Source organism: Paenibacillus sp. E222 (assembly GCF_013401555.1).
Classification (GTDB): domain Bacteria; phylum Bacillota; class Bacilli; order Paenibacillales; family Paenibacillaceae; genus Paenibacillus.
Genome location: NZ_CP058552.1, coordinates 685,783 through 702,008 on the forward strand (window position 1 = coordinate 685,783; position 16,226 = coordinate 702,008).

Annotated in this window: 13 protein-coding genes; all 13 read right to left on the reverse strand. The window is 47.3% G+C overall.

Annotated features, from left to right (window positions below):
• Positions 1–182: 182 nt before the first annotated feature.
• The 13 genes from pstB to pxpB all read right to left on the reverse strand — a co-directional run bounded on the left by pstB (position 183) and on the right by pxpB (position 16,225).
• A complete protein-coding gene (gene pstB / locus HW560_RS02940) occupies positions 183–938 on the reverse strand; it encodes a phosphate ABC transporter ATP-binding protein PstB (RefSeq protein ID WP_090904143.1) in 756 nt (251 codons plus the stop codon).
• Between the two features lie 12 nt (positions 939–950).
• Complete coding sequence (pstA, locus tag HW560_RS02945; protein ID WP_090904349.1) at positions 951–1,838, reverse strand: phosphate ABC transporter permease PstA; 888 nt, start codon at positions 1,836–1,838, stop codon at positions 951–953.
• Positions 1,839–1,840: 2 nt separating this feature from the next.
• Positions 1,841–2,749, reverse strand: coding sequence for a phosphate ABC transporter permease subunit PstC (gene pstC / locus HW560_RS02950; protein WP_090904348.1), 909 nt, complete (start codon positions 2,747–2,749; stop codon positions 1,841–1,843).
• Between the two features lie 139 nt (positions 2,750–2,888).
• Positions 2,889–3,812, reverse strand: a complete 924-nt coding sequence (locus HW560_RS02955; protein WP_090904142.1) for a phosphate ABC transporter substrate-binding protein — start codon at positions 3,810–3,812, stop codon at positions 2,889–2,891.
• Positions 3,813–4,564: 752 nt separating this feature from the next.
• Complete coding sequence (locus HW560_RS02960; RefSeq protein ID WP_179261972.1) at positions 4,565–5,857, reverse strand: arsenic transporter; 1,293 nt, start codon at positions 5,855–5,857, stop codon at positions 4,565–4,567.
• Between the two features lie 183 nt (positions 5,858–6,040).
• The gene (locus HW560_RS02965; protein WP_179261974.1) at positions 6,041–8,143 is read right to left on the reverse strand and encodes a methyl-accepting chemotaxis protein; all 2,103 of its coding nucleotides are present in this window, start codon (positions 8,141–8,143) and stop codon (positions 6,041–6,043) included.
• 227 nt (positions 8,144–8,370) lie between these two features.
• A complete protein-coding gene (locus tag HW560_RS02970) occupies positions 8,371–9,414 on the reverse strand; it encodes an EAL domain-containing protein (protein WP_179261976.1) in 1,044 nt (347 codons plus the stop codon).
• Between the two features lie 213 nt (positions 9,415–9,627).
• Positions 9,628–11,886 (reverse strand): bifunctional 2',3'-cyclic-nucleotide 2'-phosphodiesterase/3'-nucleotidase, encoded by a 2,259-nt coding sequence (locus tag HW560_RS02975; RefSeq protein WP_090904138.1) that lies wholly within the window; start codon positions 11,884–11,886, stop codon positions 9,628–9,630.
• 477 nt (positions 11,887–12,363) lie between these two features.
• Positions 12,364–12,780, reverse strand: a complete 417-nt coding sequence (locus tag HW560_RS02980; protein WP_076290637.1) for a pyridoxamine 5'-phosphate oxidase family protein — start codon at positions 12,778–12,780, stop codon at positions 12,364–12,366.
• A gap of 423 nt (positions 12,781–13,203) precedes the next feature.
• Positions 13,204–13,662 (reverse strand): NUDIX domain-containing protein, encoded by a 459-nt coding sequence (locus tag HW560_RS02985; RefSeq protein ID WP_090904137.1) that lies wholly within the window; start codon positions 13,660–13,662, stop codon positions 13,204–13,206.
• Between the two features lie 63 nt (positions 13,663–13,725).
• Complete coding sequence (locus HW560_RS02990; RefSeq protein WP_090904136.1) at positions 13,726–14,493, reverse strand: LamB/YcsF family protein; 768 nt, start codon at positions 14,491–14,493, stop codon at positions 13,726–13,728.
• Positions 14,493–15,518 (reverse strand): 5-oxoprolinase subunit C family protein, encoded by a 1,026-nt coding sequence (locus HW560_RS02995; protein WP_090904135.1) that lies wholly within the window; start codon positions 15,516–15,518, stop codon positions 14,493–14,495. The genes HW560_RS02990 and HW560_RS02995 overlap by 1 nt, the downstream gene beginning before the upstream one ends.
• The gene (gene pxpB, locus HW560_RS03000) at positions 15,515–16,225 is read right to left on the reverse strand and encodes a 5-oxoprolinase subunit PxpB (protein WP_090904134.1); all 711 of its coding nucleotides are present in this window, start codon (positions 16,223–16,225) and stop codon (positions 15,515–15,517) included. Before pxpB ends, HW560_RS02995 begins: the two co-directional genes overlap by 4 nt.
• Between the last annotated feature and the right edge of the window lies 1 nt (position 16,226).

The following is a 16,226-nucleotide window of genomic DNA, read 5'->3' on the forward strand; positions in this document are numbered from 1 at the left end:
CTCTTATCAAATTAAAGGCAGTGTTTACAAATATCGTAGCATGATTGTTTTTACTTTGGCAAACTATTCCATATTTACGAAGATGTAAAAAAGCATAACTCCCGAACGACCTCGCCCGAGTGTTATGCTTCCTTGTATCTCTATAAAACTATCTCTATCTCATACTCCATCCAATATAACAGTTAACCGAAACGTCCCATAATATATTCCTGAGTCAGACGATTGTCCGGATTGGTGAAAATATGCTCCGTATCTCCGTGCTCAACCATGCTTCCCAGATAAAAATAAGCCGTATAATCCGAGATGCGTGCCGCTTGCTGCATATTATGGGTAACAATTACGATCCGAAGATCCTTCTTGAGCTCCGAGATCAACTCCTCCACTTTACCCGTAGATACCGGGTCAAGCGCAGATGCCGGCTCATCGAGCAGCAATATCTGTGGATCAACCGACAACGCGCGCGCGATACAAAGCCGCTGCTGTTGTCCACCCGAAAGGGCCAGGGCAGATTCATTCAGTCTGTCCTTCACTTCGTCCCAGAGCGCAGCGCGGCGCAAGCTTTTTTCCACAATTTCATCCAATGCCTTCTTGCTCTTGATACCGCGGTAGCGGGGGCCAAACGCGATATTATTGTAAATGGACTTGTGAAAAGGATTCGGCTTCTGCCACACCATGCCAATCTTCTGGCGAAGTTTGATTACATCTGTGCCTGGCTCATTCAGATCATTGCCATCCATCCAGATATGTCCCTCCGTGCGGGAACCGGCAATCTCGTCATTCATCCGGTTGAGCGACCGCAGGAACGTAGATTTACCACAGCCGGATGGTCCAATGAGTGCCGTTACACTGGCTTCGGGAAACGTCAGGCTGATCTGTTTAACGGCCTGAAAATGCCCATAATATATGCTTAACTGTTCCGTACCAAAAGGTATGGCCATGTTGGTTCCTCCTTATTTCGAAGCTGTCATGCGGCGGTAAACCACCCGACCGATCCAGCGTGCACTGAGATTGAACGCCAGTACGAGAAGTACAAGCACGGCTGAAGCGCCAGCTGCTATTTCTTTGGAATCCGGGCCAATGCCTTCACTGTTTACTTTCCAGATGTGCACGGCCAGCGTCTCTGCCGGACGCAATGGATTGATCGGAGACCTTGGACTTGTTGGATTCCAGTCCGTGAAGTCCAGCGGCGGACTACTCATACCTGCTGTGAACATCAGGGCTGCTGCTTCACCGAAGATCCGTCCTGATGCCAGGATCGTACCCGTGATTAAGCTTGGCAATGCCACAGGCAGCAGAATGGAGGTAATAATTTTCCATTTGGACAATCCGAGTGCAAGACCCGCTTCCTTCTGCTCTTTCGGAACGGCCCGGAACGCCTGCTCCGTTGTCCGCACCATGAGTGGAAGATTGAATATTGCCAAGGCCATAGCACCCGATAGAAGGGAGAATCCGAGACCAAATGTATTAACAATCAACAAGAGTCCGAACAAACCAATAACGATAGACGGGAACGAGGATAACACTTCGACAACCAGTCGAATAAAGCTTGTGATCCGGCCTGGCTTGGCGTACTCAGCCATATAAATACCGCCGCCCCATCCGAGCGGAATCGTAATAATCAGGGTCAGAACAAGCAGGAAGATCGAGTTGAATAATTGCGGTCCAATCCCGCCACCACCTTTGAGCAGCTGTGGTGCACTGGTCAGGAAGTGCCAGTTAATCTGCCCAATCCCACGTACCAGAATGAAGCCAAGCAAACCGAGCAAGAGAACAACAATGAACAGGGCCAGAACAACGATAATGGAAGTGGCAACTTTATCTACCGTTTTAGCCTTCATTTTCATACCCGGTTCCTCCTTTCAAGCAGGCGAACCAGAATGACGAAGACAAAGGTCATCACCAGCAGGACAAGCGCCATACTCCACAGTGCATTATTATGAACAGATCCCATCGTGGTGTTACCCATACTCAGGGTGATTACACTCGTTAATGTTGAAGCCGATTCGAGCAATGATGTCGGTACATGCGGGGCATTCCCGATGACCATCTGTACGGCCAGAGCTTCACCAAATGCGCGTGCCATGCCCAGTACAATCCCTGTCAGCAAAGCTGGAAGAACCGTCGGGATAATGACACGGTAGATCGTTTGCCAGCGAGTTGCCCCCAGCGCATAGGATGATTCACGCAGACCTTTCGGCAGTGCAGACAATGCATCTGCCATAATGCTAGTTACGGTAGGCAGAATCATAACAGACAGAACCAAACATCCGGCTGCAATCCCGACGCCGGCTCCGCCAAACATGCTGCGCAACAATGGAACGATCACACTGAGACCGATAAACCCGTACACAACGGAAGGGATACCGGACAGCAATTCAATCGCAGGTTGCAATATCTTTTTACCTTTACCTGGTACAATCTCGGTCATGAAGAGCGCTGCGCACAAGCTAAGCGGACTTGCAATCAGAGCTGCAAGCAATGTTGTTATGAATGAACCGGTAATGAACGGCAACGCTCCATAGGCAGCAGGTTCCCCCGTTGGGTTCCACGTTTTTCCGGATATAAATTCGCGCAAACTTACGCCATCCTGGAAAAAGGTCGACAAGCCTTTGGACGCTACAAAATAAACGATGGAAAACATGACAACGATCAGGAAAACGACACAAATCGACGTATAGATCCGTCCCGTCCACTCTTCCCAATAATGCTTCTCTCTCAAGGGCCGGCGCGGTTTCAACTTGTTGTTCATTACCGTTCCCCCTTCGGTCTGTTCCATAACAACCATCCTTCTATAGTAGAATTCATAAATATGGGATTATTCCAGAGCAAACCGCGCAAAGAGGCAGGACCTGGGTCCGCCTCTCTCGCTGTATGCGCAAGTTCAAAGATTATTGAGTCACAGTGCCTGCAGCGTCACGTTTTACTTTCATGCCGGATACTGGGATGTAACCAAGCTCCGTCACATCTTTCTGTTGAATTTCGTCACTCAAGATGTAGTCAAGGAATGCTTTTGTTGCTGCATCCGGGTCACCTTTAGTGTACATGTGCTCGTAAGCCCATACCGGATAAGTTCCTGCTTCTACGTTCTCAACTGTTGCTTCTACACCTTCGTATTTCAAAACTTGCAGGCTGTCATCCAGGTAGGACAGAGCCAGATAACCAATTGCGCCTGGCGTTTCAGCTACGAGCTTTTTAACTGTACCGGAGGAATCTTCCTGAATAGAACCTTGGATATCTTCAACTTTTGTTCCCAGTGCAAAGTTCTCGAATGTTGCACGAGTACCGGAGCTGCTAGGACGGTTTACGATAACGATAGCTTGATCTTTACCGCCAACATCTTTCCAGTTTGTGATTTTACCAGAGAAAATGTCGATCAGTTGTTGCTTCGTCAAATCTTGTACACCTGCATCTTTGTTGCTTACTGGAGCGATGGCTACAACAGCCACTTGGTGATCTTTCAATTCGCTTACTTTTGCTGCGTCATCGATTTTCTCTTCTGCAAATACGTCAGAGTTACCGATTGTAGCTTGTCCGTCGGATACTTGTGTCAAACCAGTACCACTACCGCCGCCTTGCACTTGTACTGTTACGTTCTTATATTCATCAACTGCCATAAATTTTTGTCCAGCTTGCTCTACCAGAGGTTGCAGTGCTGTTGAACCAACAGCCAGAATGTTACCGCTAAGTTCAGTAGCAGTTTCTCCTGTGGAATTATTGCTTCCCTCTGTACCAGCGTCATTTTTCGATCCGCATGCTGCGAGAACCAGTACGAACGTTAAGGTCATCAAAATGAACGGCAACTTTTTAAACATGTTTTGTTTTCCTCCCCCAATTTAGTGACGGTGATTTGGCTTTTATTTTTGTTCACCATCAACTCTTTATTCATTGTAGTTTCGTTATGTCATCTCAAAATCAATGTTTTGTAAACGCAATGTTAAAAATGTTTACTGTGGATTGAAATTTACCTGAGACAAATTGCGCTGAAGTGACCGCTTCGTGAACGGACGTTGTTTCAATCCGTATTGTGTCCAGTTTTTCATCACATAATGAATAAGTCGCTAATACTTTCGAGTGGCCGTTCCGGTTACGGATCGTTCTTCCGATCGCTGTTGTCTCCAATTTTTTTTGATTTGATATGTATAATGTTAAAACTCGGAGACAAAGGCGAACGCTGCCGCTTCTTCAGAATCGATTCCGTCCCCTCCACTACGTTACGTATTTTATCTACCCATTAAGAATAAATGATCATTTTGATCTTTTCTTACAATTAAAATTCTTACACAGAATACGTTTCGCTTTTACACCATCGTTCCGTTCCCTGCGCTGTGTCAGCGCTGGTTGTGTCCCAGGCATTTTAATCCTCAGCCTGGGGGATGGCAAAAAGAAGGCCAGTCTATAGAAGGCTGGCCTTAGTGTAAATGCATAATGAAGAAAGAGGATTTGTTTCTTCTATAGAAGAAACAAAAAAACTGCCTCATAGCTAGTAGGTAATACCAGCGTGTGAGAGCAGCTTTTTACAATATATTGGATCATTTGATGATTGTTAATGTAAAATGCGATTTTACTAACCCAATATCCATAGCCATAACGCTAATCCGGCCAAGGTAATTAATAGGGTAGGAATGGTTAAGATGATGCCTGCCTTGAAATAATATCCCCATGTAATCTTCACACCTTTGCGGGACAGCACGTGCAGCCACAGTAATGTGGCAAGTGAGCCGATCGGCGTCATTTTGGGACCCAGATCCGAACCAATCACATTGGCATAGATCAGCGCCTCACGCACAATGCCTTCGGTGTGTGCACCCTGAATCGCGAGTGCGTTAATTAACACGGTGGGCAAGTTGTTCATTACAGATGACAATATTGCTGCGATCATGCCCATTCCCACTGAGGCAGCCAGCAGACCTTGCTCTGCGATGGCATCAAGCCAGCGGCTCAGGTGATCGGTTAATCCGGCATTACGCAGCCCATACACCACGATGTACATACCGACCGAGAACACGACAATGGACCATGGGGCCTCCTTGATTACGCGTTTCAGGTCCACGGCTTCGCTCTTTCTCGCCAATATGGCGAACAAAAGAGCTACTGCACCGACGATAACCGATACGGGGATCGGCAAAAACTCACTGGAAGCATAGGCCACGAGCAGCAGCACCAGCATAAACCAGGCGATGCGAAACATCCGCGGATCACGAATGGCTTCCCGTGGATCACGTGCTGCAGAGATATCGTAGCGGAGCGGGATGTTTTTACGATAAAACAAGAACAACATCCCCGTACTCGCCACGATGGAAAAGAGATTAGGCACAATCATCCGCACCGCATACTCCACAAATGTAATACCGAAATAATCCGCAGATACGATATTCACCAGGTTGCTGACGACCAGCGGCAACGACGTTGTATCCGCGATAAATCCACTGGCCATAACAAAGGCAAGCACCATGCGCTCATCGAACTTCAATGCACGTACCATCGCAAGCACAATCGGGGTAAGAATGAGCGCTGCACCATCATTGGCGAAGAGAGCTGATACCGCCGCCCCGAGCAAAATGGAATAGATAAACAGCCTGCGTCCATTTCCTCCCGCCAATCTTGCCATATGAAGAGCTGCCCATTCGAAAAAACCTGTCTCATCGAGTATTAATGAAATCATAATAATACCGACAAAAGCGAGCGTTGCATTCCATACAATGGATGCCACATCAGAGGCATCGTTCAGACTGACGACACCACACATCAACGCCAGCAAAGCCCCGCCCATGGCGGACCAGCCAATACCCAATCCGCGTGGTTGCCAGATAACCAATGTGATGGTCAGGACAAAAATCAAAATTGCTACATATGTCATAAAGCCTCCTGTGCCGCTATATTCATCATGTTTTGGAGCATGATATGAGAATGGCCTGCGCGATATGATTACACCGCAATTCTTGCGGATAAACCAGACGCTATAGTTATACAGGGCTTCAGGAGAAATGTCTATCTTTATTTCCTTCTAACTCTATAGAAACTGCGGTAAAAGATATGTCGTCTAATGGTTAGACTTGTCCCCATCCTTCGGCGTGTCCTCCACCATTTTGAACATACCCAACAATCCTTGCAGTTGCTCCGCCATACTGTTCAGATGTGCTGAAGACGAAGCGATCTCCTCCACAGATGCCAGCTGTTCCTGAGAAGATGCCGAGACGGATTCCGTATTCGCAGCAGATTCTTGGGTCACGGTCGATATATCGTTCATTGCTTTGGCAACGTGGGAAGCACCACTCTCCAACTGTTTCGTTGTTTCGGACAAATTGTCCAGCGTATGAACAGCATCCTCTACAGCCTCCCGAATCTGTGCAAAGGATTGTCCAGACGTATTCACGGCCTGAATTCCGTCTCCAACCCGAGTCTGGGCTGCATTCATAGCGTTCAGAGCAGCATCCATATCCTGACGAATATTATGAACGAGTTCACCGATCTGCGCAGCCGAGCTTCCCGATTCCTCTGCAAGCTTCCGCACCTCACCCGCTACGACTGCGAAGCCACGGCCAGCATCACCCGCTCTTGCCGCTTCAATGGAAGCGTTCAGTGCCAGCAGATTGGTCTGTTTCGAGATTGTGGCAATCACATCTACCATGCTGCCGATCTCAACGGACCGTGCATTCAGTGACTGAACCACCGTCGCGAGCTGTTCCACCGTTTCCTGAATGCTATTCATCTGCTCAACTGCCTGACCTGCTGCCTCGTTGCCTGAATAGGCCGCTCCAGATGTATGTCGCATATTCGTTGTAATGGATTGCACACGCTCAGACATCATGCGAACATCTTCCGCGATTTGCCTCATTTGTCCTGATCCATCGGTTACACTCTTCACTTGCTGCTCCGCACCCTCGGCAAGTTCCTGAATCGCCATCGTTGAATGCTCAATGGCCTTGGTTGTTTGATCCGCACTGGCGGACAATTCCTGCGAGGAGGCAGACACCTGCTCTGCCGTTTCCTGCACACCCAGAATCATCATGCGCAGATTGTCGACCATCCGTTCAAAGTATTTCGCCAGATCGCCTACCTCATCTTTGCGCCCTGTGTCCAATTTTACCGTAAGGTCGCCTTTGCTCACTGCTCTAGCGGATTCCTGCAGACGTTTAATCGGACGTAGCATCGAACGTGTAAACCAGATAATAAATATCAGCGTTAAGAAGGTTGCCGTCAGAATGACCAACAGGGTAGCCATCCGAATGTCTTTACTTGCATTTAATACTTCACTTCTGAACATTGTGCCGCCAATCTTCCACCCGGTTTCTTCATTAGTAGAGAAAATCATGGTCTTTGGATCATCATTATAGATATAACTGAATTCGCCTTCCTTGCTCTCAAACATTGGATCCAGCGCTGTTGTTTGTTCTTTTGTACCAGCATCCGCGACTGGAGATACAATATAATTTTTGTCCGCATCCATGATAATGACATATCCTTCTTTGCCAACCTTAATGGATGCCTGTTCTCGCAGCTTAGTTAGATCCATGGACAAACCAACGACACCCGATTGATCATCAAGCGTTTTGGAGACAAAGACAACAGCAATGCCGTCCGTGTTCTTGGATACAGGTGAAACTACTGGAGCACCTGGCTTCTCCATCGCAAGCTTATACCATTCTCGTTCCCGGGGATCATAAGCGGACCCTTGTGAGCTGCCCGCAGACTCCTTACCTCGGACCATGACTCCCTCTTTGGTTCCCACAAAGATATTTAAAGCATCCGGATGCAACCCAAGATACTGTTTCAATTTCAGCTCAAGCTCAGGGCTTTCATTTTGCCCTTTTATCATGTCAGTCACAATCAGACTGGCAAAATAATTGATATCATGAATCTTCGCATCCACATGTGTGCCAATGATTGAATTCGTTGTGTCTACACTTTGTTTGGCACTGTCCATCAGCTGGTCTTCCACTGTATCATCAGCGATAATCAGCGTAACGATCCCTATGGTTAGACTCGGCAAGAGCAGAATCGCCAGGAAGGATACCAATAATTTGTTTCTTATGCTCCAAACGAAGCCTTTTTTCTTTTTGTTTTTCTTTTTCGTTTTATTGTCTTTTGCTTTGACCGGCTTGGTTGCTGCCTTTTCTTGCTCGTTCCCCCGAATGTTACCCATCTTGCTTCTCCCCCTCCAAATATAAATCTGCCCTTTTTCTTTTTTTATGTAGGACCTCTTTACCTGATTAAATAAGGTGTCATATAGACGCCGATCTAATCTAAAGGCCTATCCTATATATCGGCTGAATGAGCGTATTTATTTGATTGAAAAAATTCCATGGCATGTCAAACAAGCCACTCCGATCATGCGAAGTGACTTGTGGGTACATCCATATTTTATTACATTCACGCAGAGGTTTTTCCGTAAGGACCTTGTGGCGGATATGCGGTTGGCTTACCAAAATAATATCCTTGTGCCAAATCAATACCCACGGATCGACAGAATTCAAATTCCTCAATTCGTTCAATGCCTTCAGCAAGTACTCGCCCGCCAAATCGACGCGACATCTCAACAATATCGATAATTTGCTGTTGTTTGTTTAGATCATGATCACAATGATCAATGAGACTCCGATCTATTTTGACAAAATCCGGCTCCAGCCGATTCATTACTTCGATCGTCGAGAATCCGGCTCCCACGTCATCCAAGGCAACCGACATCCCATGAGAACGATACACCTCAAAAATACGCTGCAAAATGGACATATGCTGAATCTGTTCCGTTTCCACCACTTCAAACACAAAATCCTTAGGGTCTAGCGAAAGGCGTTCAATCGCTTCAAAGGTGTGCGTCAGGCAAAATTCGGGGTTATAGATGGAAGAAGGAAGGAAATTCACGAAACGTTTGACACCATGCGGTAAAAGAACGGCACTCGTCTCAATGGCAGCAATACGTGCTGTCCGATCCAGAAAAGAATGCAATCCGGTATCCCGTGCAACTTCAAATAATTCATAAGCACTGAACGATCTGCCCTGTTCAGCAGGACGAAGTAAAAACTCAAATCCGATGATCTGCTCCGATGCATCTACGATCGGCTGCATATGACTGCTAAATTGATGCTCCAGGATAACGGAAACCAGATCGGCATGTTTGAGGCGAGCTTCCTGCATGGAGAGACTGATCCAGCTATCCGCATCAGCCTGACCATATAGTTGAGTGACCTGAACCGTTAACTTATCCGGCAGGGTCGCTTCAATCTTCCGAATATCCTCAATACATTGCTGTGCAGATTCAAGATTCAAAAAATGCATCCAGACGAGTTCATCCGAATGTTCGACATATCTTCCCTGCACTTGCAGTGCTTCGAGCAAAGCGGGGGAGATGGGACGCAAATACAGGGTACCTTGATCCTCTATAGGATGAATTGGGCTGCAGCCACTGCAATTCATGTAGAACCCCCTTGCCAGTTTGTGATTCTATCTCATTAATGTTTACTGGTATATACCCAAAGTTTGTAAATATTATAGCATGGGTATTGAAATTTATCTCTACTGTTTTGATGACTTCAACTATGACGGTTACTGATGCATTAACGGATCAGCATAGCATGAAAAAGACCGACAGTCTGCTGACTGTCGGTCTTCATTTACCGCTAATTCATCTTAAGAAGCGGGAATTACGATTTTCTGTCCAACTTTAAGATTGTGCACATTTGTAATTTTGTTTGCGGAAACCAACTTACGCCAGTCCACCCCGTATTTCAAACCGATGCGGTAGAGGTTATCTCCTTTTTTCACTACATATACCACTTTGCTGCCTGTTGGTTTCTCAGGTTGTGGCTTGGTTGTAGGTTTAGTTGGAGTTGGGTCTGGCTTCGTAGGCGTTGGAGCAGGCTCCGTACCTGTTTCAGGAGTCGTTGTTGCTTCTCCTGTCAATTTCAAGCCATACTCAGCAAAACCATCATCGTTTGTCCCAATGAAGGACATCGCCGGGTTCGCTTCAACCAATGCTTTGGCATCTGGGGAAGACGCGAACACCACTTCAAGATCGTTAAGTGCAGCTGCCGTTACACCTGCAGAAGGCTTAATTGGCGCAAGCGACCAGTTGCCATCTGCTGCCGGGTTAATCGTTTTGTTCTCACGGATATAATCAATGATTACTTGACGATTCTCATCCGGTGCAGCCAAGACGATGCGTTTACCGTCCGGGTTAGCCAGTTTGGACGAAGAAGCACGATAGTTATTCGTTGCCACGATGAATTTTTGTGCCGGATCAATTGGTTTGCCATTGAAGCTCAGGTCTTTAATCCGGTTAGCCGAAGCATTCACAATCGTTGCTTTGCTATCGTATTTCGCTGGTTGAGTTACATCAATCTGGTACGTAACACCATCGATAACGTCAAAGTTATACGTTGGGAAGTCCATATTAACCAACTGCTGTTGTCCGCCTTTTGCCGGGTCGATCTGGTTAAATTGGCCAGCAGACCATTCCAACCATTCTTTCAGCTCAGCGCCATTAACCAACACGGCATGTACCGTATTTGGATACACGTACAAGTCAGCTACGTTTTTGATCGCAATGGTGCCTTTAGGAATATTCGTGTAATACGAAGCACCTGAACGTCCGCCTGCTTTGAACGGAGCTCCTGCAGACAAGACTGGAATATCTTCGTATTCTGTTCCTTGCATATGTTTTTCAACATACCATTTCTGTGCATTCGTTACGATCTGAATGGATGGATCATCCTGAACCAGTGCAAAGAAGCTGTTGATTGGAGCTGTCGTTTCGCCGACTGGGCCACGCACATACTCAAGCGTACCTTCATGTTCGTCATGAACAGCATCAACGATCTCTTGATCAGCATCTACCAGAGCTTTTTTGTTGGCTGTGTCATAGATAGGGCGTGCTTCCACTTTAGAGTCTGCCACTTTCCACTTACCGTCTACCAGTTCCAGATCCAAATCGATAATACCAAGGTGGTCACCCCAGAAACCAGGCTCTACAGCAGGAACGCCATTGATTGTACCTTTTTCAAGGTCTACACCTTTTTTACCGGCAAAATCAGCGCTCGGGAATACTTTATGGGCATGTCCAAACAGGATGGCATTAATGCCTTCAACCTGGCTCAGATACAATACCGAGTTTTCCATCAGATCCGTTTGCGGAATATCTTCAAAACCGGAGTGAGGAATAGCCACAATAATGTCGGCACCTTCAGCCTTCATTTTAGGAATGAATTTTTTCGCAGTAGCGATAATGTCTTTGGCAATGACTTTGCCTTCCAGATTAGCGCTGTCCCACTGCATCACTTGTGGTGGTACAAATCCGATGACACCCACCTTGATGGTGTGCTCTTTGCCACTCTCATCGGTAACTTTTTTGTCTAGAATTTTATACGGGGTAAAATAGTTCTTGTCATTTGTCTCATCGTCGTCACCGTCATCTACATATACGTTGGCATTGATGTAAGGGAAGTTTGCACCTTCCAGCGTCATGTCAAGGAAATCCAAACCATAGTTAAACTCATGGTTACCGATGTTTCCTGCATCATAATCGAGCAGGTTCATCGCTTTATATACGGGGTGAGTCTCACCCTTTTTGAGTGGATCAATCTTCGCTACATAATCCCCGAGCGGGTTACCCTGGATCAGGTCACCGTTGTCGAACAGCAGGCTGTTCTTCGCTTCGTCACGGGCTTTTTTGATCAGTGTAGCTGTCTTCGCTAGACCATACTGGTCTGTCTCTTTGTCGGAATAGTAATCATAGTTAATCAGGTTGTCGTGAATGTCCGTTGTTTCCATGATCCGCAATTTAACCTTGGTTGCGTCCGCAGCCGATACAGGTACCGGAAATACCGCAAGCACGTTTAATGCAACCAAAGCGGCAGTCAGGCTCGATAATACTTTTTTACTCTTTCTCAAAATAACCCCTCCCGGTTATGTACATTGAATCATGCATTAGTGGGCAAACGAATAAGCGCAGAAATGCGAAAGATCTCATGGGTTGTGCGTACTGATTTTCCGATCGTATGGTTCAGAATCTCAGGTTAGTTTATCTCACATGAACATCTATTCATATCTGTGCGTATCGTTTACATTCCAAATCATAACGCAATGTTTAGCCATTGAAAAGCATTATTTTTTACGTTATCCGCACATACCTGCCCCAGTTTACAATAACATGCGTGATTTCGACATCTTTTGCATGTTTTTGGATGAAAATAGTTTACTCGCGTTGTTAAAAACGTATATTACATGTGTCTTACATCTATATCCATATTAGCTGAATCTTTTCATATCAAAAAACCGTGAAGCCTTCTGGCATTCACGGTTGGCTATATCTTTTCCGAATTGTTGGCACGGCCTCCACTCAGAAAAGGTGATTTTCAATATGCGAAATTACTGCTCCCACACCTGATGCTCATGATCTTTGCCGGTGTATTCAATCCGATTTGGGGTGATGTCCAGAATGACATAATTGGGATCGTTCGGGCCGTCAAACCAAGCTTTTAGTTCATCATTCCATACCTGTTCGCGCAAACCTTCATTTTTCGTCACTTCGCACGTTCCTTCAATCTCGACCACTTCCTTGGAGCCGCCCGCTTCATAACCTAACAAAAGGCTGACGTTCGGATTATTCTCCAGCTCCTCTACCTTGTGTGTACGGCGGTTTGTCGCCAGATGAATGTTCATTCCATCGTTGAAAAGCGCCATATAGCGGGATTTCGGTTTACCGTTCTCCACCGTGGAGAAACTGCAAAAAGGGTTGTTTTCCAATGCTTTTACAATGTTTTGTTCCAGTTCAGTCTGGTTCATGGGAAATGCTCCTTTCGATTTGGGGGTATATAAGCTGAACTAACTATCATTACACTGAAGCACTCCACTGACAGACGACCTGCGTGGGTAGCCGTTACGGGTACGGATCGTTCTTTCGATCGCTGTTATCCCCAGATTTTTTTTGAAATCCTATTTCATAGGATAAAATCTCGGGGATAAAGGCGAACGCTACCGCTTCTCCAGAATCGATTCCGTCCCCTCCACTACTTCTACAGTTCTTCCAATTAAGATGCTAAGCCAAAGTTTAGATAGAAATGCTTCGCTTAATTAGACTTCTGTCCACTTCGTTGCCGTGTAACTCTTGGTTCCGCTTATATTAAGATTTTATATATAAGCCTGTACTTATAGTGTACCCACCTCATCTATGGTGAATCCATGAACCTGTTCGTAAACGTGACCGTTTTAATTCAAATCTCCAAGATAAATGCGTGATGAATTCTTATTCTGCAGCAACTCACCAATGGTTTTCGGATATAAGCGAACCTTGGACAGCTCTTCGATAGGAATCCATTCTACAGCGACCTGATGGTCGTCTGGACTGGAGCCTTCAAAGATCGTAGCTTTTGGGTCAACTAACTTGCATTCAAAATAGAATTCAACCTGGTGGACATCAGCATCCCACTCTGCAAATTCATGGTTTTTTCCGATATACTCCCGGATATGCAGCAGTTCTCCCACCGTCACCGCCTGTCCAATCTCCTCCAGACATTCACGCGCAACGGCATCCTTGAGTTCTTCGCCTTTCTCCTGTCCTCCGCCGGGGAAAACATAAGCGTCCCCATATTGATCCTCCAACCGGATCACCAGCAAACGTCCATCCTGTACAATAACAGCCTTCGCCGAATTACGTATCGGTTTCATGCTCTACTTTCACTCCTTACAAACTCGTATATTTCAACCTCTGGCCCTCGGATACTATAGCAATCATCTAGCATCTCCAGGTGCAGACAGCCTAACTCCCTCAGATTCAAGCAACGTACGTATCTCTTGAGCAAATGCAAGGGCATGCGCTCCGTCACCGTGGATGCAAATGGTTTCTGCCTTTATGGATACAGGTGTACCTCCCGTCGACACAACAATGCCCTCTTTCACCATACGCAGCACTTGAGCAAGAGCTTGTTCCGTCTGCTGAATGACAGCTCCTGGCTGACTGCGTGGGGTTAGCTTCCCATACGGGCCGTAGGTTCGATCTGCAAAAACTTCACTGACGCTGCGCAGTCCAATGCGATCCGCTGCCTGTATCATTGCACTGTCGGCCAGGCCATAGAGATACAATTCCGGTTGTACTTTATAGATCGCCTCAGCGATTCCCTCAGCGAGACGATCATCTTCAGCAGCCATGTTATACAAGGCTCCATGAGGTTTCACATGATGCATGCGCCCTCCGTATGAACGGACAAAAGCATTCAGCGCACCCATTTGATACACTACCATGTCATAGGCTTCCCGGGGTGTAATGTCCATACGTCTTCTGCCAAAACCCTGTAAATCCGGCAGACCGGGATGGGCGCCTATAGCGACCTGATGCTCCAATGCTTGCTGCACCGTTTGTCGCATCGTTGCCGGATCACCCGCATGAAACCCACAAGCGATGTTGGCTGAAGTGATTAGCGGCAGAATCGACTCCTCCGACTCCATCCGGTACACCCCGTAACTTTCACCAAGGTCACAGTTGATATCCACCGTGTTCATTAATGGTCCCCCATTTCTGCCAATCTCCTGCGAATCAGCTGATCGGTTAGCCGCCACTCCAACTCCTGCTCCAGGAATAGCTGCTGTGCTTCTTCATATGTAATCCGTTCAAAAGCAACCCGTGCACCCGGCCTAGCCTGTGCAAGTATCGGCAAATCTACCCGGGCCACCTGTGCAATCACTGGATAACCCCCAATGGTCTGATGATCCGCCATCAATATGATGGGCTGACCGTCTGATGGCACCTGAACTGTGCCATAGGTGACGGCTTCAGACAGCCGATCCATTGATTGACCGAGTTCCAGCTTCGCACCTTCCAAGCGATACCCCATTCGATCCGATTGGGGAGAGATCACATATCGTTCTTTATGGAATCGTTCCAGGCTATCTTCATCAAACGCTGCAATATCTTTGCCCGGCATGACACGAATAACAGGTTCAGCATGGTAGGCGGGCCATTCCCTGCTGGACAAGTACCAGGCAGGTGCATGCATCCGCCGGTTGCTCTTCTCGGCTTCTACACTCAATCCATGCAACGCCGATTGCGCTTCATAAGAAGCTTCCCCCGCAAACAACCTGTCACCCACCTTCAGGGCACGTCCTTCAACCCCACCAAAACCTGTCTTAAGATCCGTACTGCGACTACCCATCATCTCAGGTACTGCGATTCCACCGGCAATCGCCATATAAGACCTCAAGCCAGAACGACATCGCCCAAATCTCAGCACACTTCCAGCAAGCAGCACGACCGGACGCCATAGCGGAACAGGCAGGCCATCCACAGTTGCCGTCAGATCCGCACCACATAGAGAGATCAGCCGAGTCTTATGGAAACGAAGCTCCGGTCCCGTCATCGTCATCTCCAGCACAGCCGCATCACGGGAATTCCCAACCAGTGCATTGGCTGCTCTGGCTGCAAAGGTATCCATAACTCCGCCCGGATGAATCCCATACCGGCGAAATCCTGTTCTTCCTTCGTCCTGAACGGTGGATAACAAACCTGGGCGAATGACTTCAATACTCATCGTTCGCCCTCCTTTAATTCCAGATACTCCTGATGAGATATCGATGCAAAACGAACCCGATCACCAGCTGCCAGCAGACTTGGCGGATTTTCCATCGGACGAAACAACGCTAGTGGCGTACGCCCGATGCACTGCCATCCCCCTGGGGTCGTTACCGGGTAAACTCCCGTTTGTTTTCCACCAATGCCTACCGTTCCCGCTTCAACCCGAAGCCGAGGTGTAGAGCGTCTGGGCGTAGCGATCTTCTCCGCTAATCCGCCCAGATACGGAAAACCCGGCGCAAATCCGATCATGTGAACCAGGTAATCTCCGGATGTGTGAATAGCTATGACCTCATCTGGCGTAAGCCCATGTTCAGTAGCGACGTATTCCAGGTCAGGACCCAATTCACCACCATAACATACAGGAATAATGATCGTTCTGGGTTGAATTAGCGTCACCTCTTGCATCTTATTCAACTCATGAAGCAGCATCCCGCATACCTCGTGGTATGGGGAGAGCAATGGATCATAGAACAGTGTGACCGATGCAAATGAAGGTAGCCACTCCAAGATGCCCGGCAGCCGGCTCTTTTCCAGCAAAGCACATACCGACATCACCCTCTGGTGCACCGCTTCAGATATGGTGTCCCCACAACGGATCATAACCCCTGTTTCGCCCAGAGGAGACAGCGCATCCTCAGTCCATGAATATGGCAGTTTAGTCATG

Bases quoted from the DNA above. Each gene is read 5' to 3' on its own strand.
- HW560_RS02995 (WP_090904135.1), bottom strand. From the start codon at position 15,518: ATGAGTATTGAAGTCATTCGCCCAGGTTTGTTATCCACCGTTCAGGAC.
- HW560_RS02970 (WP_179261976.1), bottom strand. From the start codon at position 9,414: ATGAATTGCAGTGGCTGCAGCCCAATTCATCCTATAGAGGATCAAGGT.
- HW560_RS02980 (WP_076290637.1), bottom strand. From the start codon at position 12,780: ATGAACCAGACTGAACTGGAACAAAACATTGTAAAAGCATTGGAAAAC.
- HW560_RS02985 (WP_090904137.1), bottom strand. From the start codon at position 13,662: ATGAAACCGATACGTAATTCGGCGAAGGCTGTTATTGTACAGGATGGA.
- pstB (WP_090904143.1), bottom strand. From the start codon at position 938: ATGGCCATACCTTTTGGTACGGAACAGTTAAGCATATATTATGGGCAT.
- pxpB (WP_090904134.1), bottom strand. From the start codon at position 16,225: ATGACTAAACTGCCATATTCATGGACTGAGGATGCGCTGTCTCCTCTG.
- pstA (WP_090904349.1), bottom strand. From the start codon at position 1,838: ATGAAGGCTAAAACGGTAGATAAAGTTGCCACTTCCATTATCGTTGTT.
- HW560_RS02965 (WP_179261974.1), bottom strand. From the start codon at position 8,143: ATGGGTAACATTCGGGGGAACGAGCAAGAAAAGGCAGCAACCAAGCCG.
- HW560_RS02960 (WP_179261972.1), bottom strand. From the start codon at position 5,857: ATGACATATGTAGCAATTTTGATTTTTGTCCTGACCATCACATTGGTT.
- HW560_RS02990 (WP_090904136.1), bottom strand. From the start codon at position 14,493: ATGAACACGGTGGATATCAACTGTGACCTTGGTGAAAGTTACGGGGTG.
- pstC (WP_090904348.1), bottom strand. From the start codon at position 2,749: ATGAACAACAAGTTGAAACCGCGCCGGCCCTTGAGAGAGAAGCATTAT.
- HW560_RS02955 (WP_090904142.1), bottom strand. From the start codon at position 3,812: ATGTTTAAAAAGTTGCCGTTCATTTTGATGACCTTAACGTTCGTACTG.